Origin of the sequence: Providencia sp. PROV209, assembly GCF_028479485.1 — a bacterium.
Classification (GTDB): Bacteria; Pseudomonadota; Gammaproteobacteria; order Enterobacterales; family Enterobacteriaceae; genus Providencia; species Providencia alcalifaciens.
Genome location: NZ_JAMPNR010000001.1, coordinates 391,537 through 418,302, shown reverse-complemented (window position 1 = coordinate 418,302; position 26,766 = coordinate 391,537). Strand labels below are relative to the sequence as shown.

Here is a 26,766-nt window from a genome sequence, read left to right as displayed (position 1 = left end):
TTATATTCAATACACACTTTTTTACACTTTATTTTTAGCTTTAATTAACAGTTTATATTAAAAAATAGAAATAACTCCATAAGTAGCATTTCATCTATATTACCCACCCACACCACTCCCTATATGTGTAGAAATATTAATATATTCTATTTTTCTTAATAATCATCCTTGTTTTCACCTACCAAATATTCATGTCCCCCTACCACCCACAACGATGGAAATATTTAACATCGTTGATTTTTAATGTTTTTTTATTATTTCAATAGAAAAAAACAAGTAAAAACACCTACCCAAAAATACAGAAACAAAAAACATCCATTAGAATCCTTGATCTATTACCAATAAGGTATATAAAATAGCGATCTGATTTAAGCCAAATTATCAAAAAACAATATTTTTCATTTACCAATAATTCGAATTTAAAGCGAGTAATACCACTAAAGGACCCCTAAAATGTCAGATAGCTTCCAAAATGAAGTGCCTAAGGCACGGGTTAATATCAAATTAGACTTGCACACGGGTGGTGCACAAAAAAAAGTGGAGTTGCCACTTAAGTTACTAGCCGTTGGTGATTACAGTAATGGACAAGACAACCGCGCATTATCTGAACGTGAAAAAGTGAATATCAATAAAAATAACTTTGATAGCGTCCTCAGTGAATTCACACCGACAATCAACTTAACCGTAAAAAATACCCTTGCTGGGGATGGAAGCGAAGAAAGTGTCAATCTCTCTTTCAAAAATATGAAGGATTTTGAACCTGAGCAAGTCGCCCGCCAAATCCCACAACTGCGCGCAATGTTAGCGATGCGTAATCTGCTGCGCGACCTGAAATCTAATCTCCTCGATAACGCAACGTTCCGCCGTGAATTGGAAAACATCCTTAAGGATCCAGAACTCAGTGATGAACTTCGCGAAGAGCTAGCTCAACTGGCACCGAAGAAAGATTAATTTGGATTACTAAAGGATTATGCTGATGTCTGTAAAAACTGAATCAACCCAAGGTGCAACCACTGTACTTGACGACACCTCTAATCACGGTGTTTATGCTTCATTATTTGAAAAAATCAATTTAACGCCAGTCGCATCAATCAGTGATATTAATGCGTTTCAAGATAACGCTGCGCTAGCGGATGCAACAGCTGATGAGCGTGTCACCGTCGCTGTTCAAGTCTTTTTAGACCGCTTAAAATCATCCGGTCAAAAAGTCGAGCGCTTAGACCGCAACCTGCTTGATCATCATATTGCTGAACTTGATAAGCAAATCAGCCAACAACTTGACGAAGTGATGCACCATCAAGACTTCCAAAAAGTCGAATCCACTTGGCGTGGTTTAAAATTCCTCGTTGATCGCACCGATTTTCGTCAAAACGTCAAAATTGAGTTACTTGATATCGCCAAAGATGATTTGCGACAAGATTTCGAAGATAGTCCTGAAATCATCCAAAGTGGTCTTTACCATCATACCTACATTGCGGAATATGACACCCCAGGCGGTGAACCTATTGCAGCGATGATCTCTAACTATGAATTTGACCGTAGCCCACAAGATATCGCCTTATTACGCAGTATCTCTAAAGTCTCTGCATCCGCTCATATGCCATTTATTGGCTCCGTGGGACCTAAATTCTTCGGCAAAGAAACCATGGAAGAAGTCGCGGCAATCAAAGATATTGGTAACTATTTTGACCGCGCTGAGTACATTAAGTGGAAATCTTTCCGTGACTCTGATGATGCGCGTTATATTGGCTTAACCATGCCTCGTGTGCTTGGTCGTCTGCCATACGGTCCAGATACAATCCCTGTTCGTAGCTTCAATTACGTTGAAGAAGTGAAAGGTCCAGATCACGAAAAATACCTGTGGACGAATGCCACATTTGCCTTTGCTGCCAACATGGTAAAAAGCTTTATCAACAATGGCTGGTGTGTCCAAATTCGCGGACCTCAAGCAGGTGGTGCCGTCAAGGATTTACCAATCCATTTATTCGATTTAGGGACTGGCAGTCAGGTGAAAATCCCATCTGAAGTCATGATCCCAGAAACACGTGAATTTGAATTCGCGAATCTTGGTTTTATCCCACTGTCTTACTACAAAAACCGCGATTATTCCTGTTTCTTCTCCGCTAACTCAGCGCAAAAGCCTGCGTTATATGACACAGCAGATGCAACGGCTAACAGCCGCATCAACGCCCGTTTGCCTTACATTTTCTTGCTGTCTCGCATCGCCCATTACTTGAAACTGATTCAACGCGAAAACATTGGTACCACCAAAGACAGACGCTTACTTGAATTAGAACTCAACAACTGGGTTCGTGGCTTAGTGACTGAAATGACCGATCCAGGTGATGATTTACAAGCCTCTCACCCACTTCGCGATGCAAAAGTGGTTGTTGAAGATATCGAAGATAACCCTGGCTTCTTCCGTGTGAAACTGTATGCCGTTCCACACTTCCAAGTCGAAGGTATGGATGTGGATTTATCGTTAGTTTCACAAATGCCTAAAGCCAAAGCCTAACGGTTAGTAAAGGTCATTCAGGATGAAAATCTACCGTCCCCTATGGACAGACGGGGCCTTTTTGGCCCCCCAACAATTTCAACAACAAGCCCGTTGGGATAGTCATGTTGCTGAAGTCGTTGCTCAAATGGGCATTGCCTCAACGTGGGGTGTGATTAGCACTGAGTTTGATGCCAGTGCTTTAACTCTCTCTCGAGTCAGCGCACAAAAAATGATTGTGCGCTTTCACGACGGCACACTTATTGACACGACGCTGGCTGATGCGCTTCCTCCGGTGCTATCCCTTAATGACTACGCAGATCGCCAGTCATTAGATATCGTTTTAGCACTACCTCTCATGTTAGCCAACGGCGGCAACTTGGTTCCTGAAACGGGAACCGATCGTCCACGTCGATTTAGCCAAGAGTGGGTCAAAGTGCAAGACTTACTCGGGCATGAGCAAACGGATATTGCGGTATTACGCCATGCTGCAACGCTACGTTTTGCCCACGATGAGAACGAAGCATTTATGACATGCCCGGTTGCGCGACTGATCCGCAATGCGCAAGGTGCATGGGAATTCGATAGCCGTTTTATTCCCCCTTTGCTCGCCTGTCAAGGCAGTCTGGAATTACGCTCTTTACTATCTGAATTCATGCATCGTTTAGTCGCTAAACGCCGTCGACTAATGGCTCTACGCCGCGAAAGTAATGAAAAAATGGCCGATTTTGTGGTTGCTGATGTTTCATTATTTTGGCTATTAAACTCACTTAATAGCGCGGAGCCTGTATTAAACGAGCTCAGTCAAGCATTGCATCGGCATCCTGAATTACTCTATCGGGAACTTGCTCGTTTAGCAGGGAGCTTATTAACCTTCTCTTTAGAAAGTAAACTGGAAGATATTCCGCTCTACAAACATGAGCTCCCTGAGCAGGTTTTCCCACCACTCTTTGCTTTACTAAATACGTTGCTTGAAGCCAGCTTACCTTCACGTGTTATCAGTATTGAATTAGCCAAAGAGGGTCCTTTCTGGAAAGGTCAGCTTCATGATGGTCGTTTACGTGAAGAAGCGGATTTCTATCTCTCCGTTCGCTCATCTTTGCCAGCACACTTGCTGATTGCTCAATTTCCTCTTCTATGTAAAGCGGGCAGTAGTGATGATGTTGCCGATGTGGTCAATGTGGCACTCAATGGTATTCCATTGAAACCGCTCAGCCATGTTCCAACCGCAGTCCCACTTCGCTTAGAAAATCAATATTTTGCGCTAGATATTGAAACACCTGCGGGTCAAGCCATGCTCTCTTCAGGGCAATGTGCCTTTTACGTCCCGAGTACATTAGGTGATATTCAATTAGAGCTGTTTGCGGTACTTCGCTCATGAACAATACAACGTCACACCACACGATTGACATGATTTTTGCTCAAACTTGGCTGATGGTTTGTCAACTTCATCAAGGTACAGCCATCACCCATGGTGAGAGTTTTTACCGCCGCGTTTGCCAGTTGATCGATGAAACACGCCAAAAACTCCTTGAGCATGGCTATCCAGAAGCCGCCATTGAACACATGCAATATGCCCAATGTGCGTTAATTGATGAAAGCGTCATGAATCGCCAGCATCAAGATGATGGATATAACACATGGATACAGTCACCTCTGCAAGCCCGCTACTTCAATACATTAGAAGCGGGAGATAAACTTTGGGATCGCCTACGCAGTATTTTAAATGAAACCGCTCCGAATCCTGATGTTTTACTCTGTTTCCACCGCGTTCTCACTCTCGGGTTTGTCGGAAAGTTTCGCCAGAAAGACGCGCCTGAACGTGAACGCATTGTGGCTCAGCTCAATGTTCAACTTCCTGATTATCTGATCTCGTCAGACTTACCTCTTGTCGTAAAACCTAAATTGCGTTTTAGCCGCCGTCGACTTTACTGGTTTGGTTGGATTGGTGGCGTTCTTCTATTGGCAGCAATGTGGTGGGGCTTCAGTGCATCATTAGAACACTTACTACAACAGTGGATGACTCAAGGATAGGCATGCAAAATCCAATCAAACAGTGTCTGACACTTTTTGCTACAGGTCTTTTTCTGTGGCTACTCTGGGGATTTTGGTCTCTAGGGCAGACTGTCACTATCTTTGTATCGGTCTTAGTGTTGACGCTCACTGGTGGGATGCTATTTTGGCAATATAAACAGCGCCGACAAACGCTTTCCACTGAGCATGATTATACGGGTGCATTGCCTGCCGATAACTATCAAGGTCCTGTTATTCTGGTTTGCGGTCAATCCCACGCACTGTTTCTCAATGACCAATTACACCGAGAAACAAATCAAGGTTGGTATATTCGTGTATCCGCGCCCACGGATCTCGTTAAACTGATTGCCGCATTGGTGGAATATGCCCCTTCGCTATCTGGGCACTTATCCTTACTTTACGTTGTATTGCCCGAGCAACTTACCCAGCAAGAAACCCTGACACAAGCACTACTCAATTGGCGTCGAGCTATTGGGGAAGGCCGTCAAAAAATCGGTGCTAAATTGCCATTTTGGGTAACGGTATACCTTTCTAAACCTCATCATGCTGATACTGCTATGCATGTTGATGATGAACATACCCCTTGGATGACGTTACTCAGCCACCAAACTGAATTTCAGGTAGAGCAAGAAGGCTCCATGTCAGCGCCCTATTCTGCTTGGCTGCCAGCACAGATTGGACAGTCAGAACAGAGCCTGCAATTTTCTCTGTGGCTAGATACCTTACAAAGCTGGCTAAACCAAGTTTTAGTGCCTCAATTCACAATGCCTCAAGCGGGAGCGCCAAAGCAAATCCCTTCAGCATGGGCCATTCAATGGATAGATATCACAAGCCAACCCAACAACTTATGGCAGCAATTTATCCAAGAAAAAACCACATTGCCATCACTCCCATCCATACAAACAGCCGACTTGCTGCCATTGCCGGATGTGATGTTACGTCGTTTACGTCATGATATTAGCTTAAGTCGTACAGAAAAACTCTTCGGCGCTATTGGTCTCATTTTTGGTGTATTCCTGATGGGCGCATTGGTCGGAAGCTACCACCATAATCAGCAACTAATTCGTCATATTGGCGAAGATGTCACCCGCTTCTTGCATCTCTCTGATACCCCGCTTACGCCAAAATTGACGGCATATCAGCAATTGCAAACTGATGCTTCTGAGCTGGCGCGCTGGGAACGAGAAGGCATTCCAACGTCTCATTCCTTAGCGTTATATCAGGGAAACAGAATTTTACCTTACTTGCACACGCTGCTCGGTAGCTGGGCACCACCGCAACCTGACGTCGCGCCTGAGGTTCCTGCACTTACTCCCGCAGCCCCTCAGATGGTCACGCTAGACAGCTTATCGCTATTCGACGTAGGTCAATACACACTCAAAGCAGGTGCAACGAAAGTATTAGTCGATGCCTTGCTCAACATTAAAGCTAAACCCGGCTGGTTAATTATGGTTTCTGGTTATACCGATAACACCGGAAATCCTGAATTAAATCAAACACTGTCTTTAAAACGCGCAGAGTCTGTCCGTGATTGGATGATCCAAACCAGTGATATCTCGCCAACCTGCTTTGCAGTGCAGGGATACGGGCAAAATAACCCCGTTGCCGACAACCACACCGCTGACGGACGCACTCGAAATCGGCGCGTAGAAATTCGTTTGATACCTCAAGCTGAAGCTTGTCAGGTCTCAGACGTCAACACCGTACCATCGATGGATGGTGGTACACATTCCACACAAAAGGAGAAGTAGTTATGGCTATTCCAGTTTATTTATGGCTGAAAGATGATGGCGGTGCTGAAATTAAAGGTTCTGTCGACGTACAAGACCGTGAAGGCAGCATCGAAGTGGTTGCTCAAGACCATAACCTGTACATCCCAACGGATAACAATACCGGTAAATTAACAGGTACTCGTATCCATACGCCATTCATTTTCGTTAAAGAAATTGATGCTTCAAGCCCTTATCTTTACAAGGCTGTGACCACGGGTCAAACCTTGAAAGAAGCGGAATTCAAATGGTATCGCATTGATGACGCAGGACAAGAAGTCGAATATTTCAACACCAAACTTGAAAACGTCAAAGTCGTGAAAGTGGCTCCAAAAATGCACGACATCAAAGATCCAGGTAAAGAGAAGCACAACCATCTCGAAGAGATTGAGCTGCGCTATGAAAAAATCACTTGGACATATAAAGACGGCAACATTATCCATTCCGATTCTTGGAATGAGCGTGCTACCGCTTAATTAAGATAAGCAGGCGTTTCGGCGTCTGCTTTTTTCTTGCGCCTCTTGCGCAATCTCACTCACACACAACACATTTTGCCATTAAACAAGCTATACGCGCTTTCAACTGCGCATTCCCATCGCGAATATCACCTTATGAACCTCGGTTAACGGTTAGGGGCGGTAGCGTGCCTAAACACATTGATATCCACCAGATTATCTAGGGAGAGAACATGGAAAATTCTTCAGTTATGTTATTGCGTCGCCTAAACCCTTTCTGTGCTAATGCACTAGAGGCAGCAGCTTCCTTGTGCCAAACACGCGCCCATGCTGAAGTCACCATCGAACATTGGTTACTCAAGCTACTTGAGCTAGGAGAGAGTGATATCACTGTGTTAGCGCGTCGCTATGAATGGGATATTTCTGCACTATGGCAAAGTCTGTTAACAGAAATCGACAACCTGCCCCGCTCTATCCATAGCCGCCCTTCGCTATCAAAATCACTCCTAAACTTAATTCAACACGCATGGGTGATAGCCTCATTGGATGAAGATATCGAGCATATCCGCAGTGTGCATATTCTTGCCGCGATGGTGAAGCAGCCCTCTTTAGTTCCGAACGATGCCCTTTGGCCATTAATGACCTTAGGCCTCACGCAATTACAACGCTTAAGACCGATGCTTGATGCGCAATCCGATGAGCGCCCTGAAGTTCAGCAACTTGCGGCGCATAATCAATCTTTACCGGCGGAAGCGCCGCTTGAAACGCAATCAACAAACGAAACCCCTGCACCGAATGTCATCGGTAACACACTGAATGATGCCTTATTGGCCGTGCTGAATAAATTTACGGTGGATGTGACCGAAAAAGCGCGCGAAGGTGCGATTGACCCCGTCTTTGGACGTGATGACGAAATCCGTCAAATGGTGGATATTCTGTCTCGTCGCCGCAAAAATAACCCCATTCTCGTGGGTGAACCGGGTGTCGGGAAAACGGCGTTAGTGGAAGGCTTAGCCCTGCGTATCGTTGAAGGTAACGTTCCTGTCAGTCTGCAAACCACATCATTAAGAACCTTAGATTTGGGGCTACTACAAGCGGGGGCTGGCGTCAAAGGCGAATTTGAGCAGCGCTTAAAAAACGTGATTGAAGCCGTACAACAATCTCCAACCCCTATTCTATTATTTATCGATGAAGCCCATACCATCATCGGCGCAGGCAACCAAACAGGTGGCGCGGATGCCGCTAACTTACTCAAACCCGCCCTTGCCCGTGGTGAATTACGCACGATTGCCGCAACCACTTGGTCTGAATATAAGCAATATTTCGAGCGTGATGCCGCCTTAGAGCGCCGCTTCCAAGTGGTCAAAGTGGATGAACCGGACGATGAAAAAGCCTGCTTGATGCTACGTGGACTAAAACCGCGCTACGCAAAATATCATGGCGTTCACATTACCGATGATGCAGTCAAAGCCGCCGTCACCTTATCTCGCCGTTACTTAACCGGTCGTCAGCTCCCCGATAAAGCCGTGGATTTGCTCGATACGGCCAGCGCCCGAATTCGCATGAGCCTCGATACGCTCCCTGAAGAACTGACTCGTTTAAAAGCCAAGCGCAATGCATTAGAACTTGAACAGCAAGCGATTCTTGATGACTTGGCGATTGGCAACACCACCAACCAATCCCTGCTGAGCGAATTAGTCACTCAAGATGCGCAATTAGCCCTACAAATGGCGGAACTGGAACAGCGTTTTGAGCAAGAAAAAAACCTTATCAGCGAGCTCTTAGAACAGCGACGTCAATCCCAAGATGTCAGCAATATCCAATCACAGTTAGAACTCGTTCAACAAAATGAGCCGCTGATCACCCCCGATGTGGATGTCAGAACCGTGGCTACTGTCATCGCCGACTGGACCGGTGTGCCATTATCCAGTCTATTAAAAGATGAACAAACCGAACTGCTGGAGTTAGAAGACTCGCTAGGTAAACGCGTAGTCGGTCAAGAAAGCCCATTACTGGGACTTGGACAACGGTTACGTGCTGCACGTACAGGTCTGGCGTCAGAAAACGGTCCTCAAGGGGTATTTTTATTAGTGGGACCAAGCGGAATCGGTAAAACTGAAACCGCTCTCGCCTTGGCTGATGTCCTGTTTGGTGGCGAAAAATCCTTAATCACCATCAACATGTCCGAATATCAAGAAGCCCACACCGTCAGCCAATTAAAAGGCTCCCCTCCAGGTTATGTGGGGTATGGTCAAGGCGGGATTTTGACGGAAGCCGTTCGCAAGCGCCCATACAGCGTCGTGTTACTCGATGAAGTGGAAAAAGCCCATCGCGATGTGCTCAACCTGTTTTATCAAGTTTTCGACCGTGGATTTATGCGCGATGGCGAAGGTCGTGAGATTGATTTTCGCAATACCGTGATCTTAATGACGGCAAACTTGGGCAGTCACTTGCTTATGCAGCAACTCGAGGAGTTCCCTGAGTCTACCGACGGCGAGCTGCAAGAACTGCTGCGCCCAACCTTGCGCGAACACTTCCAACCAGCCTTACTCGCACGTTTCCAAACCCTAATTTATCGCCCATTAGGTCCTGTCGCTCTGCGCCAAATTGTTGAAATGAAACTGGGTAGCGTCATTAAGCGTCTTTACACACACTACAAGCTTGAAGGCATTATAGAAGAAGCGCTGTATGACACTCTTGTGAGCGCCTGTTTATTACCCGACACTGGTGCCCGCAATATAGACAGCCTGCTGAACCAGCAGATTTTACCGGTACTGAGCCAGCAACTACTGATGCGCCAAGCTAATCACCAGCAAGCGCAAAGCCTGACGTTGGGGTATAGCGAAGAAGACGGGATCACCCTGAGTTTCAGTGATATTGAGGAGATAAATCCATGAGCCTACTCGATACAGCCAAAAATCTCCTTCAAGGTCAAAACCGCTATCGCTTAGAAGTGCAAGGCTGCTCAGATTTACTGGACGTTGAACATTTTACTGGGCGTGAGGCAGCTAGCGATACCTATCGCTACCAAATTACGTTTACCTGTTCCGCCCAAGATCTTTCTGCTCAACAATTATTACGCCGTAATGCCAGCCTGACCTTTTGTGCGCCGATAAGTAACTTAATGGGGCTTGCCACTCAGCCGAGCGTTGCCAAGCGCGTTCATGGCGTAGTGACGGATTTCCGTCGTCTCTCTGGCTCTGCGGATGAAGCTCGCTACCAGCTAGTTATCGAGCCTTTTTTTGCGCTACTCCGCCATCAAATTCGCAGCCACCGTTTCTTTATCAACCAATCCATCCCTGATGTGGTTGAACAAATTCTGCGTGAACATAATTTCAAAGGCTGGGAGTTCGAATTTCATCTCGACAAAGCGTACCCAAAGCGCGAACAAATCAACCAAATTAACGAAAGTGACCGCCAATTTATTGAGCGTTTACTCAGTGAAGTGGGTATTTTTTATCGCTTTGGTTTACAAGATGATACCCAAACCGAGGTACTCCACTTTACAGACAGCCAACGAGGCTATGTGTATGACAAAACGCTGCCACTCAATAGCCCGTCTGGGCTGAGCGATAACCATGTTGACAGTGTTTGGGGATTATCTTTACGTCATCAAGTGGTTGAAAGCACTGTTTTTGCCAAAGACTATAACCACCGACTGGCGGAAGATACGTTGATTTCCGCTGTCGCGGATATGACGCGCGGTGACGGCGAAAAAATCAACTACGGCGATGTTTATCACTATAAAGGTCGCCAGCTGACCCGCGGGGATAAAATTCGCCCTGAAACTGAAACCGCAAACTTTTGGGCAAGACTCGACCACGAACGCTTTTTAGCTCGACAAACTTTACTACGCGGAGAAAGTAGCGCAGCGGACCTGACGCCATTATTAGTATTAAGCATTCAAGATAACCCGCTCAGTTCGACGTTACCCAGCGTATTCAAATCGCCAATTCTAATTACTCGCCTACGCTTTACCGCCAGCCGAGATAAAGCGCTAACCGTCCGCTTTGACGCCGTACCTTACACTGAATCACTGTGCTGGCGCCCTGCTCTAAAACCACGCCCTGTCATTGCAGGAACATTAATGGCACGCGTCACCAGCGCAAAAGACCACGATATTTATGCCCACCAAAATGAACACGGCTTTTATTGGATCAAATTCGATGCGGATCGTGATGAAAAAACCAAGGGCTATGAAAGTATGCCCGTGCGTTTGGCAAAACCTTACGCCGGCGATACTTATGGGATGCACTTCCCGCTGATTCAAGGGACTGAAGTCGCTATCGCCTTCCATGAGGGTGACCCAGACCGACCGTACATCGCCCACGCACTGCATGATTCCCGCCACCCCGACCACGTGACGGATAAAAATAACACCCGCAATGTGATCCGCACGCCTGCGAATAACAAACTGCGCATGGAGGATAAACGCGGGCAAGAGCATATTAAGCTCAGCACCGAATATGGTGGAAAAACCCAGTTAAACCTGGGGCATTTAGTCAACGCGGAGCGCGAACAACGCGGTGACGGTTTTGAGCTACGTACTGACAGCTGGGGCGCGATTCGTGCAGGGAAAGGGTTGTTTATTACCACCGATAAGCAGGATAAAGCCGGTGGTGATGTGTTGGCGATGGAAGAAGCTGTTGCCCAGTTAAAACAAGCCCAGCAGTTAACCGAATCTCTCAAAGAAGCGGCTAATGTTGCAAAAGCTGAGCTGGCTGATTTACAAACTCAAAAAGATCTCCTCTCTGACACTCTTCACGAACTTAAACAATCTGCGTTGCTTGTTTCTTCTCCAGACGGTATCGCACATACCTCACCTAAAAGTATTCAACTTTCATCTGGTGAAAACATTATTGCAACCGCACAGAAAAGTACCGATTTTAGTATTGCAAAAAAATTCACGGTTGCGGCAGGTGAAATTATTAGCTTGTTCGCTCAAAAATTAGGCATAAAAATCTTTGCTAACCAAGGTAAAATTTCCATAGAAGCTCAGCACGACGAAATGTCATTAGATGCATTAAAAGATTTAAGCATCAGTAGTCATGATGGCAAAGTCATCATCAAGGCTAAAAAGGAAATTATCTTAACCAGTGGCGGTGGTTATATTCGTATTGCCGACGGTACGGTGGAATGTGCCGCACCGGATAAGATTATTGAACGCGGGGCTGTGTGGCAAAAATTTGGCGGGCAGAGTATCAATGAAGCGATGCAATCATGGGAAAGCTCTGAATTTGCAGTTAAGCCTCAATTGGTACATTTAGACGATTTGGGCAGTCCTCATCTACCAAAACCTGTTGGTATTTATGCCGAAGGCACAAAGAGTACCAGTGCGAGTGATGCCCAAGGAAATTTATCTGAACGTAAGGGCTTAGGGTTAGATCAGCTCGACATTAAACTTAACGATAAGTAGTGGCTATCTAACGGTCAGCGAATTCATTTTTAGGAGATTTTATGACAGATAAATCAGACAAGTCAGCAATAACTAGTGAATGCCAGCATATTTCGTATTACTTACCACAATGGGATAAAAACGGGAAATGCCGTTGGGTTGATATTCAACTTCAACATAAATCACTCAATGCAGATGCGAAATGTATTGTTCCGCCAACGAAGGTAATACCTATTATTTTTATCCCTGGGGTCATGGGAACAAATCTTAAAAGTAGTGTTGGTGAAGATTCTTGGAAAGCGGAATCGATTAAGGGGGCTGATACTCTTTGGTTTGTCCCTAAAGACGGTCATGAACGTAGAAAAACTTTAAACCCAGACACTACTACTGTTGAAAACAGGAAAACAAGTATTAGCTCTCGAGTTCATTCTCTCTTCCCTGATAATGGAAATCTACTCCCTACTAGACAGGAGCGGCATTGGGGTGAAGCGTTATATTTAAGTTATGGAAAATTTTTAGAATTTTTTCAATATGCTTTGTTGGATGATTGGCAGACTGATGTTTATCGTATGTATTCTGACGCTAAACTAAAACAATTCAAACGTTCAGGTGTATTAGCTAACTTAGTTAACCGAAAATTAGGGGATACTCATGACTCTCCGCTAACCGATCCTGAGCTAACGCACTTTAAACGCTTCCTCTTTTCTGTTCATGTTTTTGGCTATAATTGGCTGAAGGATAATGCTATATCCGCTGAAGAACTGACTAAATATATTGATGATGTTTTAGATATCTACAAAAATAAGCATGGGTATGGTTTAGCAGTAGAAAAAGTCATTTTAGTCACGCATTCTATGGGGGGATTAGTCGCTCGTTACGCAATGAATCCCCCTGAAGGGGTTGAATTTAAAGGTTGTCAAGATAAGGTTTTAGGCGTTGTTCACGGGGTTATCCCTGATTTAGGGTCTCCAGCAGCATATCGCCGAATGAAAACCGGAGCAGGTAAAGAAGATATTCCAGGGCAAGTTTTAGGAGGAAACGCAGAAAAATTAATGCCTGTTTTAGCTAGAGCGCCAGCGCCATTACAATTACTGCCGTATCCGTCATACCCATCAAGATGGTTAAAAATTGATGGTGAGAGTGAATATCCTAAAGTAGACCCTTTTGACGAAATTTACTTACGTAATGATGTGTGGTGGAAACTGTATCAATCCGACATTATTGATTCTGATAATGCGAAGGTTAGAAAAAATTGGACTGAATATACGGAATTGATGAAAGGTGAAGTTAAAAAATTCATGTTACATCAAGAAAAAGGTTTTTATCATCCCAATACGTACGTATTTTATGGTGATGAAAAAGAATCCGATAATTATCTTTCATGGCGTCGTGTTTCATATAAACGAGAAATACAACTGAGTGAAGATGCATTGCGACGTTTACCGGCCGTTAAAAATGTTCGATTTGAAAAACAATCAGATGGTAAAATGTACGTTATTCCTACAGGAGCTGTTCCGCATTATTATTTCAAAATAGATGACGATAATGTTTATGAGTTAGTTTCGTCGTTAGGAAAAGGTGATAGTACTGTTCCCATTGAGTCACTCAATAAAATAAAAATACATGCATCAATTAAAAGTGTCTTAGCGACAAATGTTGATCATCAAAATGCTTATGAGTTAGATGATACAGCTTATTCTGAATTTAGTGATGCCATTAAATTTACATTAAGGTCGATTATTAAAATTGTACAAGAGGTTGATGCCCGTGCAGCTGACTAAATTACAAGCATGCTTCATGATAATTTTGGTTATACTAATAATTTCATTTTTATGGCTCATTCGTGAAGTTGCTCCAGCTCCGTTAAGTGACAAGGAAAAGATTGTGATAGAAACTCTGTTTGATAAAGCAAAACCTCAATGTATTGGTCGTTATGTTATTAATGTTCCTGCTTCATTTAATAACAAATTGCAGGATAAGATATTTATTGATGATTTTAAAATTGAGAGCAAATTTATTTACCCTCCTGCATTTCAGCAACGAATTGAGTTACGAGAAAAGGAGTTAATAGAAAGAACTACGAGTAAAGAAAACGCACCTGTATTGAAAGAAGTTATTCAGTTACCTGATGGAAAAGGCGTTATTTTTGATAGTAATAGGTCAGGTACAGATGACGCTTATAGAACATTAGAAGCTCATGTATATGATAATCACATTGCCTTTATTATCACAACAAATATCTTAGATTTATCAGCACCAAAATATGCCGATGAAAAAAAATCATATATTGAAGTATCAGGTTTTAGTGAAATAGAAACAAATACTCGGCCAACTAAACTTGCGGCTATGCAATCTTTGATCTCACGATTAAGTGGGCGGTTAGATCATGTCGTTCCCACAGAAAACGGGGTTTGCATTCCTAATGGTTTTATTTTAGATGATAATAGTAAACAACAAGAAGATATCTATTTTTTATATGAAAATAGTGATTTTAGTTTAGCCATAAACATGGATCATCATGAGACGCCTCAAGATGAAATATTATTAAATAAATCTTTTGAAATAAAAAAAGCGATGGCGTTAAATAATATGCACACGTTTAAAAAAGGTGAAATAAAACCCAATGGCGTTCCCGCTCAAGAATGGCTAATGTATGGGAGACAAAAAGTTTATAACAAAGAAAATAACGAAGAATCAGGCTTTCCTTATTATTCTTTTCTTTTGAAGGTAAATCAAGGTACATCCTCTTTCGCTAAACCATTTTTAAGTATAACTTTATTTAACAATGATAAAGAAACAACATACAGTGATGCCGAAATGGTCGAAATATGGGATCGAATTGTCGGTTCTCTCCGCTATAAGCCCAATGCGTTTTAATCTATACAAGAGGGATAATAAATATCTAAACAGTAAGCCACATTTCTGATACGAACCCGAAAGGGAACGATAAAATAACAGTAAAAAAATACTGAGTATTTTGGTGGTTCAGATAAAAATGGTCTTCCATTATCAATGACTGAACTTTCGCATAAAGATAATAACGTTATTTCCAAAAAATAGGTTCACAATGAAAGGATTTGTCTGTCTTGGTGACAAAAATACCCATGGAGGCCATGTGCTCTCGGCTTCATCCACAATGTACATTGATAGTAAACACGTTGCACTCGTTGGGGATCTTGTTTCCTGTCCCAAACACGGAAATAACACCATTATAGAAGGAGCTGATTCCGCTTTTGATAATGGTATTGCCATTGCAGTGGATCAGTGCCTATGTGCATGTGGATGTAGAGTGATCAGCTCGGAGCCCACAAACCATACAAAATAAGCAGATAAGGATATTGAATCAATGTATTGGAAGATCCCCTCTATTCCGAATAAAACACCGATAGAAAAACCCAATTATAAGGTGATACTCTTCTTTTTCGTAACGATAATGGCTGCCGTTTATGCCTATAGTGTCACATTAGCGGTAGAGCAAAAAACACGGTTATTATTTATTGGATTCCCCATTATCGCTCTCCTCTTTTTTGCATGTATCAGTTTTTTATATGTTCGTTATCAACATTCTGTGATCACTTGCCACAACTGGGAAAAAGAGAAAGAAATCACAAAAAGGGAATGGCAAGCATGGTGCCAATCTTCAGTGACCTCTATCGCAAACGTTATCTATACTCCCGATAAAGACGGTACTGACGTATTTTTGCAAGAAGCAGAAGCTGTTCCGATGTTCCCAAATAAACCTCGTCGTTTATTCAATCTTTTGCAATTTGATAATAACTTCATTGCAACCCTTGATGCACAACTCGAAAAACAGTCTCCTCTTTATCGGTCTTATCTGTCAAAAATTTACCTCTTCGACAGTAATGATAGCATCAGTAATGAAAATTTAATTTATGAACATTGGCAGCTCAAACCTATTCGATCACCTCGCTACCAAGATATTTTTTCAGCGTATGATGATGCAGAACAAAACAAGATGTTTTTAATTGTGACGATCCAGTCGCAAGCAAAATACAGCGAATTTATTTCAGCTCAACTATTTTCAACAAACCAACAATACATGAATTCAAATAATACCAACGTAAAAGTCGAACGCGTCATGGAAATAGACACTAAAGATATCAATAATGAAATAGTGAAATACATGGATTACAGTGGGATATCGAGAAAGAATACATTCCAAACATGGATAACAGAAAGTCAGCAAGATATCGTAGATAACGTTCTCATCACCTACACTGAAAAAAATATTGAATTTGATAAAACTATTCCAATTCGTTCTTTAGCATTATCTTATTCAACACCTCATCCTAATGCATTTTTAACATACCTTTCACTCGTAACCGAAATATCATTAAAAACAGAATTAGACCAAGTCCTCATTCACCCAAATCCTCATGGTGCCAGTTACGCGGTTTACATTCGTAGGTCTTAATATGAAAAATAAAATATCCGCGAGTTTTCCTCGTGGGAAGCTATTTGCGATTTTTTTAGTCTTACTCCTAAGTTTATCAATCGTTTTATTTGTCACTTATCAATATCAACCGTTTGACTTAACACCCTACTATATCGGAATATCGACATTCAGTATCATTGCTTTATGCGGTATTTATTTTTATCCGATAAAAAATAAATTTTCACAAAAGCAAGAGCAGAAGGCGTTTAAGCCACAGAATACCCCAATCAATTTAAATGCGCCGATTAAAAAAATAATCTTATTGCATGATGAAATTATTCAAGCACTACGCAACCAATACGGCACTTTCTGGCATTCCAAAGTCTCCATCCAGCTCCTCCTCGGCTCCCACTCCGCCGTCGAAAAACTGGCCCCTAGCCTGACTCAAGAAATCTGGCAAGAGTGCGATGGCACCCTACTTGTCTACGGTGGCGATATCGGGAGTTCCATTGACTCTGAGCGACTAGAGACCCTCAAACAACTGCGCCGACGTCGTCCGCTCGATGGCGTGATTTGGGTGACAGAAAACAGCATTTCCTCCCAGCTTTTAGACAACAGCGTCACGTTCACTAACCTCAATACCGCAACAGCCCACAATGCAGGGCGTGCCATCCAAAACCTCTTCCAAGAATTAGGTTGGCGTGCACCAGTTTGGGTATGGAGTGTCAGTGACCAACAGTCCCTCAGTGCGGTTGAAACGCCCTCTATTCTCTGCATGACAGAGCAAAATATGCCTGCCGAAGCGCTATCCCCTAGCTTATTAAGCCTGATCCCTGCTCTTGTGATCAACGGAACCCAAGCGTTACTGCGTGAACAGAAACACACCTATCTACTCGCCTTAGCCCAATTTTTACAAAACGGGGGAAGCCAGCAGCTTGCGACCGCATTGGCCCCACTCAATACCCAATTACGTACACTGCCTTTTTCCGGCATCGCATTTAGCCCTTCTATCAATCCGTTAAATCAGCAACGCTTGCCCAATAGTTGGCACCCTGACACCCGCTGGACAAGCTGGTTGAATGTACAATCTGAACTGGCATCCGGTTTACAGCCAGCCTCTTTAGGCTTTGACAAAAAACGTCTCGTTCAATATGGCGCTGCCACCGCCATGACCTTGTGGGGCGCGGGCATGATCGTCTCTTACCTTGCCAATCGCCAGCTCATCGAAGAGAGCTACCAAAGTGCGAGCGTCGCCGCTAACAGCCAATTACCGGAAACTGAACGCCTCAAAGCCCAGTATGATTTTCAGCAAACCTTAGGTTTACTCAATCATCGCGAACAAAGCTCAGTGCCTTTCTGGCTTCATTTTGGTTTGGACAGTAATGAAGCGCTATTAACACGTTTGTGGCCACTGTACCAACAAACGGTATTACCGCCTTTGCGTGATACCCTCGCTCAACAATTGGCTCAACAATTACAAGCCTATGCCCAGTTATCCCCTAACAGTGATGACCGTCGTCAAGCCACCCAAGGGGCGTATCAAAGCCTAAAAACCTACTTAATGATGAGTACCCCTGAGCGCATGGATCCGGCATTTTTTACTAATAGCGTGCTCACGACCCTCCCCGTCCCACAAGGAATGAACGAAGGCGAATGGCAAACCCTCGGCAAAGAATTACTCATGTTCTATGCCCAGCAGCTACCGAAGCACCCTGAATGGCAATTAACTGCGAACAATAACCTGATTAATCAAAGCCGTACCTTACTTATTCGACAAATTGGTCAACGCAGCGAAAGTGCTACGCTATATCAAGAAGTGTTACTACAAGCGCAGCATCAGTTCCCTGATATGACCTTAGATGATATGACGGGCGATACCGATGCCAGCTTTTTATTCACTACCGATGAGTTTGTGTCGGGTATTTTTACCCGCAAAGCGTGGGAAGAAGCGATTGAACCCGCCATTAAGAAAGTGGTGGAATCACGTCGCAATGAAATTGATTGGGTATTGAGTGATAGCCAGCATGAACTTAGCCAAGATATTTCGCCTGATGCACTTAAGCAGCAGCTTACTGAACATTATTTTGCTGATTTTTCAGATAGCTGGTTAAATTTCTTAAACAGTTTGCAATGGCGCCATACTGAAAGCTTATCCGATACTATCGACCAATTATCTTTAATGAGCGATGTCCGCCAATCGCCTGTAATTGCACTAATGAATACCGTGGCTTATCAAGGGAAAACCGGACGTCAACAAGAAAAGCTCGCCGACTCCTTTATGAACTCCGCGAAAGACCTGCTTAATAAAGAACAGAAACCGGTCATTAGTCAGAAAGCCGATTTTACAGGTCCCCTTGAAGATACCTTTGCGCCTATCCTGAATTTTGTCGATCCACAAACCAACACTCAAGCCAGCGATAACCTCAGCTTGCAAGCTTATTTAACCCGCATTACTCGAGTGAGATTGAAACTTCAGCAAGTGGTCAATGCGCCCGACCCACAAGCCATGTCCCAAGACTTTGCCCAAAGTATTTTAGAAGGCAAAAATGTTGATTTTGCCCAAACAAAAGACATGGGAAGCCTGATTGCCGCAAGCTTTGGGCAAGAGTGGCAAAGCTTTGGTGACTCGCTACTCGTTGAGCCAATGACACAAGCTTGGCAACAATTGCTCACGCCAACGGCTCAAGGGATCAATAGTGAGTGGCAAAATGCCATTGTCAATGAGTGGAACAGCGCCTTTGGCGGGCGCTACCCTTTGAAAGAGACTCAAAGTGACATTTCCTTACCGCTGATGGCGCAATATCTTCGCCCTGATAACGGGCGTATTCAACGTTTCTTAGAAACCCGTCTACAAGGCGTGTTACGCAAAGAAGGGAATCACTGGGTACCGAATAGTACGAATGCTCAAGGATTGCGTTTTAATCCTGCGTTTTTAAACGCATTAGATACCCTGACCGAATTAGGTGACGTCGCCTTCGCTAATGGTGAGGCTCGACTTTATTTCGAAATGCGCCCAGGAACCAGTAAACATGTTATGCAGACGATATTGGTGATCGATAAACAAAATCTCACTTACGATAACCAATTCCCTGAATGGCAGCGGTTTGTTTGGCCCGCGGATACGGTCGCGTCAGGGGCATCATTGACTTGGATGACGACATCATCAGGCACGCGACTCTATGCTGACCACCGTGGTGTTTGGGGATTAATCCGCTTACTTGAAGCCGCCCATGTTGCTCCTTATGCCGGAAGTACCAGCAGCTACACCGTCACATGGACTGCACCGGATGGTAATACCCTCAATTATCAGCTTCGTACCGAGATGGGACAAGGTCCGCTAGCATTATTGAAGCTACGCAACTTTGTCCTGCCTGAAAAAATCTTTTTGGATTAGCCATCGATAGGACATCACCTATGCCTTTATTAACTGCTTTGCGTACAGCCTGCTTTACTGGAAATCCGCTTGCCGCTAATCAATTAGTGGAGCAACAAGTCGTGTTATGGGAGCGCTGGTTATTACCCATTACGGCTGAAAACCCAGTTGGCGATGATCCCGGCTACGACGATGACTTCGAACGCATGAAAGAAGAAGTCAACAAGCTCTCAGGCTCAGATACTGCGCTGATCTGCGCTCTTGCCGAAAATTTGTTAACTAACGTATGTAAAGACGTACGTGTCATAACCTACTACATTTGGGCGCGCTTACATCGCGAAGGCGAAACAGGCTTAGCCGATGGGCTAGGGTTACTGGTTGGATTACTTCACCGTTACCACGACGAGCTGTTACCAAATCGTCCAAATAGCCGAAAATCTGCCATTGAATGGTTGGCGGGTCAACGGATCATCGACAGCTTATCCCTTTATCCTGAAGTCGATAGCAATGAATTTGCACGCATCGTGGCACTACTTAGTGCCATTGTGGATGAATTTAGTGCATGGGATGAGCCAAACCGCCCAAATCTTGCGCCGTTACTGCGTGCATTAGAAAATCGCCTTGCACAATCTGGTGGTGCAGACAGTGTTGTTCCCCAAAATATTAAATCAGCCGAACATACATCCACGAAACAAACGTCATCTGGCATCAGTCCTATCGCACCGATTCAGTCGGGTCGAGAATTGCTTGACCAAGCCAAGGTACTCGCCAATTACTTACGTAATCAACCCAACGGCTGGTTATCGGGTCACAGGCTGATGACCTCCGTACGCTGGGATACGCTGCACCAATCCCCGCCACAAAATCAGCATGGATGCACTCGGTTAGCCCCTCCACGCTCAGATGCCAAAGCCCAACTCAAACGTTTATATCTGCAACAAAATTGGCTCGAACTCACCGAACAAGCGGATAGATTATTTGCAGAAGGCGTTAACCATTTTTGGCTTGATGTACAGTGGTATTTGCACCAAGCATTGAGTAAATCCCCAGCCCCATGGGATGGTTGGGCGGATGTGATTGCTTCTGATTTAAAACAGTTCTTACTCCGCTTACCGGGTTTAGAACATCTTGCTTGGGAAGATGGCACACCTTTCGCTGATGAAGTCACGTTAGCGTGGATTAAACAGCATATTCTGGAAGACAATATTCAGTCCCTCCATCACATGCCCGTTCAAGGTGCTGATGACGATGATAACAGTTCGATATTCGCATTAGAGCAAGAAGCGTTAACCCAAGCTGACACTGAAGGCGTTGAAACAGCATTGGCTTGGTTAATGTCACGACCGAATATCCAAACATCCCGTCAAAAATGGTTGCTGCAATTAGTGATGGCAAGAGTGGCTGAACAATTTTCTCGTCATGATTTGGCACTCAATTTACTTCGCGAATTAGACCGTAGCGCTGAACAGATGCGCCTTGCTGATTGGGAGCCGCATTCCCTATTTGAAGTTAAAGCTCGCCAGCTGCAACTGTTACGCGGCAAAGCACAGCGTAATACCCCTGATAAAGCTGATTTACATCACCAAATGTCTGAGTTACTGGCTCAGCTAACACGATTAGACCCTGTGCGAGCGTTAGTGCTCTATCCCTAAATTAATCAAAGAGAACCACACTAATGGATGATTTAACCCTTCGCTATTATGATGCGGAGATGCGATATCTGCGTGAAGCAGCAAAAGAGTTCGCTCAAGCTCACCCCGAACGTGCGGCATTATTAGATTTAGATAAAGCGGGCATCCCCGACCCTTTTGTTGAACGATTATTTGAAGGTTTTGCCTTCTCTATGGGGCAATTGCGCCAAAAAATTGATGATGATTTACCGGAATTAACGGAAGGCCTCGTTAGCCTCCTTTGGCCTCATTACTTACAAACCATTCCGTCACTGTCTGTGGTCGAGCTCGCACCGGATATTCACGACATGAAACTTTCATCCGTGCTCCCCGCTAATTTTGAAGTGCTTTCGCGTCCGGTTGGTCCTAAAAAAACCGTTTGCCGCTATCGAACAACACGAGATTTAACACTCAATCCCATTTCATTATCCTCGGTTAATTTAGCCACTGAGCCCGATGGGCGTTCCGTGATCCGCTTACGCTTCGATTGTGCGAAGCTCGCTGATTGGAAACAAACCGCGCTAGATACCCTCTCCTTTTATCTGGCTGGCGATGTCCCAACGACCTATGCATTGCACTTAGCACTGACTAAGCAAGTGGCTGCTACCTACATTCGCCTACCATCATCACCAGACCGAATTCGCTTACCTCTGTGGTTTTCTCCTGGTGGATTTGCCGAGGAAGATCAACTGTGGCCCAAAGGCGACAGTACCTTTAGTGGCTACCAGTTACTGCTCGAGTATTTTTCTTTTCGTGAAAAGTTTCTCTTCGTCAATTTACAAGGACTTGGAGAAATCAATTTACCTGAAGGGTTAAGTCATTTTGAACTGGAAATTGTGCTTGATACGCTTTGGGACAGTGACATTCCGTTAAGCGCTGACAATGTAAAGCTGCACAGTGTTCCCGTCATTAATTTATTTAATATTGAGGCGGATCCGCTCACTGTTAACGGGTTAGAAAGTGAGTATCTGCTGCGCCCTCGGCGCCTACAAGACGGGCATACCGAAATCTATGCAGTTGACACAGTTCATGGCACACGCCGCGGTGAACATATTCACTATGTTCCCTTTAGCAGTTTTCGCCATCGCGGCGGTATGTTGCGCCGCAGTGCACCAGAACACTACTACCACACTCGCGTTAAGCGTGGTGTCAGCGGGTTGCATGATACGTGGCTAATTTTGGGCGGAGAACGCGAACAGCCGGCCGCCACTCTGGAAAGTGAAACCTTATCGTTGCAATTAACCGGCACGAACGGGCAACTTCCGCGCAAAGCGCTACAAAGCACTTTGCTGGACAGAACGGAAGAAACCTTGCAGACACAACTGCGGGTTCGTAATTTATGTAAACCGACTCTGCCTTGCTACCCTCCCGCTGAAGACAGATTTCATTGGCGCGTACTCAGTCATCTTGGCGCCAGCTTCCTCAATATGATGGACAACGTAGAGGTATTACGCGGCACATTAGCGCTCTATGACTGGCGAGAAGATGATTTAAACAGCCGCAAACTCGATGCCATGATCCACGTTGAACAGCATCTTATCGAACGCTTCGAAAAAGGCTTTTTACAGCGCGGTATTGCCATCGATATCACCCTTGATAGCAGCGGATTTAACGGTGAAGGCGACATCCACTTATTTGGTGAAATGCTCAACCGCTTTTTTGCCCTCTATACCGACGTGCATCTATTTAACCAATTGACTCTCCATATTTTACCAACAGGAAATAGCCTCACATGGACAGAGAATCATCCTCAGTAAATCAGCTTTTTGATGCGCTAGGGGAGCGTCTACCACGGGTTAACTTCTATCGGTTTTGCCAACTAATAGAACAGAGTAATAAACAGCGCCCACCCCTTGGCAGCACCCAAGACCCGAAAACAGATGTTATCCGGTTTCGTCCCCATCGAGGGATGGGTTTTCCTGTCACCGAAATTAAAGGCATCGACATTGAAGACCGCTACCGAGATAGCAATACGCCCAGTATTCGAACGACCTTTTTAGGGCTATATGGCGTCACGTCACCACTACCGACAAGCTATCTCGATGATATCGCTCAACGACGTGAAGGTACCGAATCTCTGACGGATTTTTTAGATATTTTTAATCATCGGCTCACGACACAGTTTTACCGTATTTGGCGAAAATACTCCTACCCAGCGACCTTTTCCGCGGGTGGTGAAGATGAAACTTCCCAGTATTTATATGGATTAATTGGCTTAGGGATCCCCGGCACAGCTCAACATGTACAAGCCCCCTTGTCCCGATTTTTAGCGTTATTGGGCACACTACGTTTTCCGACTCGTACCGCCGAAGGCGTTATCTCATTAGTCAAATTACTCGCACCTGATACCCACGTTAAAATCAAACCCCATGATCCAAGGCGCATCGAACAAACGCGCCAAACCGGATTATCCTGCAAAACGCCCATCACCTTAATGAATAAACCCGTTTTAGGTCAGTATGCGACTGATGTTAATAGCCAAATTTTGATTGTCTTACAAACCAATAACCTTGAGGAAGCCCGCAACTGGTTACCGGATGGATTGCTGTATCAAGATTTAATGGCGCTGTTGCATGTTTACCTAGGCTCAAGAGTCAATGCCCGTCTTTGTCTCAAATTACCCAGAAAATTACTCCCTAACGCAACGTTAAGCACGCAATCTCACCAAGGTGTTCAACTGGGGCGTACCGCCGCGATGGGCGCATTAACCCCTAATGCCCCTCACCGAGAACACATTATTACCTTAAATTTAGGGCGCTATCAGCGATTATCGGCAACATCACACTCTATGCCGCCCTCACATTATGCTAATTATCGATTCTAATTCTGGGACTCTCCGATGAAACACATCCCTTTATTGCCATTTTGCGGCAAAACATTGGTGCTTCTAGCAACATTAAACCTCACAGGATGCGGGCTCACTCAAATGGTCAGCGATGGCACTCGCAGTGCAGCAAACGCGATATTTTATAAACAGGTGAAAGTCGTCCACCTTGATTTTGTCGCGCGTGAAGCATTAAACACCGATGATACAGGCGCATCCTTATCCACCATCATTCGCGTCTACCAATTAAAGGACAGTGAAAGCTTTGATGAGAGCGATTACGCTTCTTTATTTGCAAAAGATAGCCAAGTGCTTAAGCCTTCCATCGTGACACAGAAAGATTTACGCATTCGTCCAGGAGAATCTATTTCGCTTGATATGCCTCTTGAAGAAGGCGCAGAATTCGTTGCTATCGCTGTAATGTTCCATCATCCCGACCTTATCACTGATGACTGGCGTGTTGTGATCCCCAAAAAACGGTTATTACCGGATGACCCTCGCTTGCTCACTCTCGCAGATAACTCCATGACCTTAAAACCACTTGGAGAAAAATAGCATGTCCCAACCTTCGTTATATGAAATGTTGACGGGGTATTTTGCGGAAGGATTGGATATCGATGCTATCCCTGAACATGACCAAGTGATGGTGTCAGTGATGGACAATATTCGCCGTATTCTTAATGCCAGAGCAGGTAGCATCGAACACCTTCCCGATTATGGACTACCTGATATGAGTAAAATGATCCAAGGGCTTCCTGGCACCGCTCACAATATGATGACCATTTTATCGGCAACATTGCTCAAGTATGAGCCCCGCATCAAATCACTCTCTTTAGTGTTGTTACCGCAAAACAGCTTTGGAGCACTCCATTACGCCCTTGAAGTTGAGTTGCACGAACAAGGTTTGATTCGTTATGGCACAGAGTTTATGCCAGATGGGCGCATTCTCGTACATCATCTAAAAAAACAATTCGATACGATTTAAACCGACGATAGCGTGAGACGACTATGAATCCAGATTTAAATACATTACGCCTTGGTGGCGACCCGAGAACACTCGCTGATTTTGCCATACTCAAAGAAGAATTAAACAAACGCTTTCACCCCGCCCGCCCTGATGTAGACTGGGCGCGTGCCCATGGGCTTTGTTTGTCTTTATTCAACCAAAATGGGGCAGATTTGCAAACTTGCGCATGGTTTACTCTGATCCGCCAACATCAAAATGGCATCATGGGATTAAACGAAGGCTTGTCTTTGCTCCAACATTTACTGAGCCGCCACTGGCAAGGACTTTGGCCACAACAGACTCACGCTCGCGTCGAAATTCTCGCCACATTGAGCCAACAATTAATGACGGGATTACGTGCTCACGCGCCCGTTTATGCTGACCTTCCAGCACTTTACCAAACTGAAACCACGCTGAGCCAAATTGGTCAACAGTTGCAAACATTAGAACTCAAGCACCTGACACAGCTAGAGCGCTTACAAAATTTACTCGCCTCTCAGGCAAGGCAATTAGAAAGCATAGATGTGCCAGATAGCGGTTTTATCCCACCGACTCCGCTACAACTTCCGAAAACATCACCATCGACGTTTCGGGCGCATACCGCAGCAACCCCAATATCCATAAAAGCCAATGCCACGATCAGTGCACCTCCCTCATCCAAACCGTCTTATCGTAAAGGGCTTTGTGTGGGATTAGCTTGGGGGATTGTTCTCACCGGTGCACTTTGCGCAGGCACCTTATATGTGCTTCATCCACAAATCAATAACCATGTTTTAGCGCAAGCACTGCCACAATTACCTGAATTTACACCCAATATTGCCTCGATTATTGAGCAACAATTACAACCCAATTCCGCCCAACCGAGTAGTTTTTCGCCCGAAAAACTCAATATGATCGATAATTACCTTGTGGAATTGGAATCAGTTTCCCCGATTTGGTCTCAGCAATATGGGCTTAGCATGGTAGGTTACCTCACCAAGCAATATGGTGAACGGCAAGAAGTCAGCGCATTTAACGATAAATGGCAGCAAAATATGCAAATTAACGCGTTATCTAACGATAAATTGCAACAATGGTCTGAAGGAATGGCAGAGTTAAATAATCTCAGTACGCGCTTAGACAGTCTCGATGGTAAACCTCGCAGCTATATCACGGGGTCTGAATTAAAAACCATTATTTTCAATGCCCGCCAGCATTTCCACCAAAGTGTGCCACTAGAAGAAGAATTACGTCGACTCGAACAACTTCAAGCCAAAGGAACGGTGGCTGAATCCGAATATCAGCGCATTGACAACCATTTTAAGCAATTACTTAATCGCTATGCGCTGATAAAGCAAAGTCAAAAATAGA

At 44.5% G+C, this 26,766-nt stretch carries 19 protein-coding genes; all 19 read left to right on the top strand.

Annotated features, from left to right (window positions below):
• The first annotated feature begins 453 nt into the window (after window positions 1-453).
• The 19 genes from tssB (at window position 454) to PR795_RS01885 (ending at window position 26,765) form a co-directional block, all read left to right on the top strand.
• The gene (gene tssB, locus PR795_RS01975; RefSeq protein ID WP_006660414.1) at window positions 454-951 is read left to right on the top strand and encodes a type VI secretion system contractile sheath small subunit; all 498 of its coding nucleotides are present in this window, start codon (window positions 454-456) and stop codon (window positions 949-951) included.
• 19 nt (window positions 952-970) lie between these two features.
• Window positions 971-2,515 carry a type VI secretion system contractile sheath large subunit gene (tssC, locus tag PR795_RS01970; protein WP_006660413.1) on the top strand — a complete coding sequence of 515 codons (1,545 nt, stop codon included), beginning with the start codon at window positions 971-973 and terminating at the stop codon, window positions 2,513-2,515.
• A gap of 22 nt (window positions 2,516-2,537) precedes the next feature.
• Window positions 2,538-3,875, top strand: coding sequence for a type VI secretion system baseplate subunit TssK (gene tssK / locus PR795_RS01965; RefSeq protein ID WP_036978937.1), 1,338 nt, complete (start codon window positions 2,538-2,540; stop codon window positions 3,873-3,875).
• Entirely contained in the window at window positions 3,872-4,528 is a 657-nt protein-coding gene (gene tssL / locus PR795_RS01960; protein WP_036961253.1) for a type VI secretion system protein TssL, short form, read from the top strand. Before tssK ends, tssL begins: the two co-directional genes overlap by 4 nt.
• A gap of 2 nt (window positions 4,529-4,530) precedes the next feature.
• Window positions 4,531-6,279: an OmpA family protein gene (locus tag PR795_RS01955; RefSeq protein WP_272516596.1), complete on the top strand. Its 1,749-nt coding sequence runs from the start codon at window positions 4,531-4,533 to the stop codon at window positions 6,277-6,279.
• Between the two features lie 2 nt (window positions 6,280-6,281).
• Window positions 6,282-6,773: an Hcp family type VI secretion system effector gene (locus tag PR795_RS01950; RefSeq protein WP_006660409.1), complete on the top strand. Its 492-nt coding sequence runs from the start codon at window positions 6,282-6,284 to the stop codon at window positions 6,771-6,773.
• 212 nt (window positions 6,774-6,985) lie between these two features.
• Window positions 6,986-9,649 (top strand): type VI secretion system ATPase TssH, encoded by a 2,664-nt coding sequence (gene tssH / locus PR795_RS01945; protein ID WP_272516595.1) that lies wholly within the window; start codon window positions 6,986-6,988, stop codon window positions 9,647-9,649.
• A complete protein-coding gene (locus tag PR795_RS01940; RefSeq protein ID WP_272516594.1) occupies window positions 9,646-12,168 on the top strand; it encodes a type VI secretion system Vgr family protein in 2,523 nt (840 codons plus the stop codon). Before tssH ends, PR795_RS01940 begins: the two co-directional genes overlap by 4 nt.
• A 41-nt stretch (window positions 12,169-12,209) precedes the next feature.
• Window positions 12,210-13,928 carry a lipase family alpha/beta hydrolase gene (locus PR795_RS01935; RefSeq protein ID WP_006660406.1) on the top strand — a complete coding sequence of 573 codons (1,719 nt, stop codon included), beginning with the start codon at window positions 12,210-12,212 and terminating at the stop codon, window positions 13,926-13,928.
• Complete coding sequence (locus PR795_RS01930) at window positions 13,909-15,024, top strand: T6SS immunity protein Tli4 family protein (RefSeq protein ID WP_006660405.1); 1,116 nt, start codon at window positions 13,909-13,911, stop codon at window positions 15,022-15,024. The genes PR795_RS01935 and PR795_RS01930 overlap by 20 nt, the downstream gene beginning before the upstream one ends.
• Window positions 15,025-15,214: 190 nt before the next feature.
• Window positions 15,215-15,472: a PAAR domain-containing protein gene (locus PR795_RS01925; protein WP_181480041.1), complete on the top strand. Its 258-nt coding sequence runs from the start codon at window positions 15,215-15,217 to the stop codon at window positions 15,470-15,472.
• Between the two features lie 21 nt (window positions 15,473-15,493).
• Window positions 15,494-16,582 (top strand): hypothetical protein, encoded by a 1,089-nt coding sequence (locus tag PR795_RS01920; RefSeq protein WP_181480042.1) that lies wholly within the window; start codon window positions 15,494-15,496, stop codon window positions 16,580-16,582.
• Window position 16,583: 1 nt separating this feature from the next.
• Window positions 16,584-19,937 carry an ImcF-related family protein gene (locus PR795_RS01915; RefSeq protein ID WP_181480043.1) on the top strand — a complete coding sequence of 1,118 codons (3,354 nt, stop codon included), beginning with the start codon at window positions 16,584-16,586 and terminating at the stop codon, window positions 19,935-19,937.
• Window positions 19,938-19,957: 20 nt separating this feature from the next.
• Window positions 19,958-21,568, top strand: coding sequence for a type VI secretion system protein TssA (gene tssA / locus PR795_RS01910; protein WP_272516593.1), 1,611 nt, complete (start codon window positions 19,958-19,960; stop codon window positions 21,566-21,568).
• 23 nt (window positions 21,569-21,591) lie between these two features.
• The gene (gene tssF / locus PR795_RS01905) at window positions 21,592-23,343 is read left to right on the top strand and encodes a type VI secretion system baseplate subunit TssF (protein ID WP_181480045.1); all 1,752 of its coding nucleotides are present in this window, start codon (window positions 21,592-21,594) and stop codon (window positions 23,341-23,343) included.
• On the top strand, window positions 23,319-24,410 hold the full coding sequence (gene tssG / locus PR795_RS01900) for a type VI secretion system baseplate subunit TssG (RefSeq protein WP_006661400.1): 1,092 nt from the start codon (window positions 23,319-23,321) through the stop codon (window positions 24,408-24,410). Before tssF ends, tssG begins: the two co-directional genes overlap by 25 nt.
• Before the next feature lie 15 nt (window positions 24,411-24,425).
• Window positions 24,426-24,965 carry a type VI secretion system lipoprotein TssJ gene (tssJ, locus tag PR795_RS01895; RefSeq protein WP_181480046.1) on the top strand — a complete coding sequence of 180 codons (540 nt, stop codon included), beginning with the start codon at window positions 24,426-24,428 and terminating at the stop codon, window positions 24,963-24,965.
• Window position 24,966: 1 nt separating this feature from the next.
• Window positions 24,967-25,395, top strand: coding sequence for a type VI secretion system baseplate subunit TssE (tssE, locus tag PR795_RS01890; RefSeq protein ID WP_272516592.1), 429 nt, complete (start codon window positions 24,967-24,969; stop codon window positions 25,393-25,395).
• A 23-nt stretch (window positions 25,396-25,418) separates the two neighbouring features.
• Window positions 25,419-26,765, top strand: coding sequence for a VasL domain-containing protein (locus PR795_RS01885; protein WP_181480047.1), 1,347 nt, complete (start codon window positions 25,419-25,421; stop codon window positions 26,763-26,765).
• Window position 26,766 lies beyond the last annotated feature (1 nt).

Excerpts from the sequence above, each read along its gene's own strand:
- tssB (WP_006660414.1), top strand. The coding sequence starts at position 454 with ATGTCAGATAGCTTCCAAAATGAAGTGCCTAAGGCACGGGTTAATATC.
- tssC (WP_006660413.1), top strand. The coding sequence starts at position 971 with ATGCTGATGTCTGTAAAAACTGAATCAACCCAAGGTGCAACCACTGTA.
- tssK (WP_036978937.1), top strand. The coding sequence starts at position 2,538 with ATGAAAATCTACCGTCCCCTATGGACAGACGGGGCCTTTTTGGCCCCC.
- tssL (WP_036961253.1), top strand. The coding sequence starts at position 3,872 with ATGAACAATACAACGTCACACCACACGATTGACATGATTTTTGCTCAA.
- PR795_RS01955 (WP_272516596.1), top strand. The coding sequence starts at position 4,531 with ATGCAAAATCCAATCAAACAGTGTCTGACACTTTTTGCTACAGGTCTT.
- PR795_RS01950 (WP_006660409.1), top strand. The coding sequence starts at position 6,282 with ATGGCTATTCCAGTTTATTTATGGCTGAAAGATGATGGCGGTGCTGAA.
- tssH (WP_272516595.1), top strand. The coding sequence starts at position 6,986 with ATGGAAAATTCTTCAGTTATGTTATTGCGTCGCCTAAACCCTTTCTGT.
- PR795_RS01940 (WP_272516594.1), top strand. The coding sequence starts at position 9,646 with ATGAGCCTACTCGATACAGCCAAAAATCTCCTTCAAGGTCAAAACCGC.
- PR795_RS01935 (WP_006660406.1), top strand. The coding sequence starts at position 12,210 with ATGACAGATAAATCAGACAAGTCAGCAATAACTAGTGAATGCCAGCAT.
- PR795_RS01930 (WP_006660405.1), top strand. The coding sequence starts at position 13,909 with ATGCCCGTGCAGCTGACTAAATTACAAGCATGCTTCATGATAATTTTG.
- PR795_RS01925 (WP_181480041.1), top strand. The coding sequence starts at position 15,215 with ATGAAAGGATTTGTCTGTCTTGGTGACAAAAATACCCATGGAGGCCAT.
- PR795_RS01920 (WP_181480042.1), top strand. The coding sequence starts at position 15,494 with ATGTATTGGAAGATCCCCTCTATTCCGAATAAAACACCGATAGAAAAA.
- PR795_RS01915 (WP_181480043.1), top strand. The coding sequence starts at position 16,584 with ATGAAAAATAAAATATCCGCGAGTTTTCCTCGTGGGAAGCTATTTGCG.
- tssA (WP_272516593.1), top strand. The coding sequence starts at position 19,958 with ATGCCTTTATTAACTGCTTTGCGTACAGCCTGCTTTACTGGAAATCCG.
- tssF (WP_181480045.1), top strand. The coding sequence starts at position 21,592 with ATGGATGATTTAACCCTTCGCTATTATGATGCGGAGATGCGATATCTG.
- tssG (WP_006661400.1), top strand. The coding sequence starts at position 23,319 with ATGGACAGAGAATCATCCTCAGTAAATCAGCTTTTTGATGCGCTAGGG.
- tssJ (WP_181480046.1), top strand. The coding sequence starts at position 24,426 with ATGAAACACATCCCTTTATTGCCATTTTGCGGCAAAACATTGGTGCTT.
- tssE (WP_272516592.1), top strand. The coding sequence starts at position 24,967 with ATGTCCCAACCTTCGTTATATGAAATGTTGACGGGGTATTTTGCGGAA.
- PR795_RS01885 (WP_181480047.1), top strand. The coding sequence starts at position 25,419 with ATGAATCCAGATTTAAATACATTACGCCTTGGTGGCGACCCGAGAACA.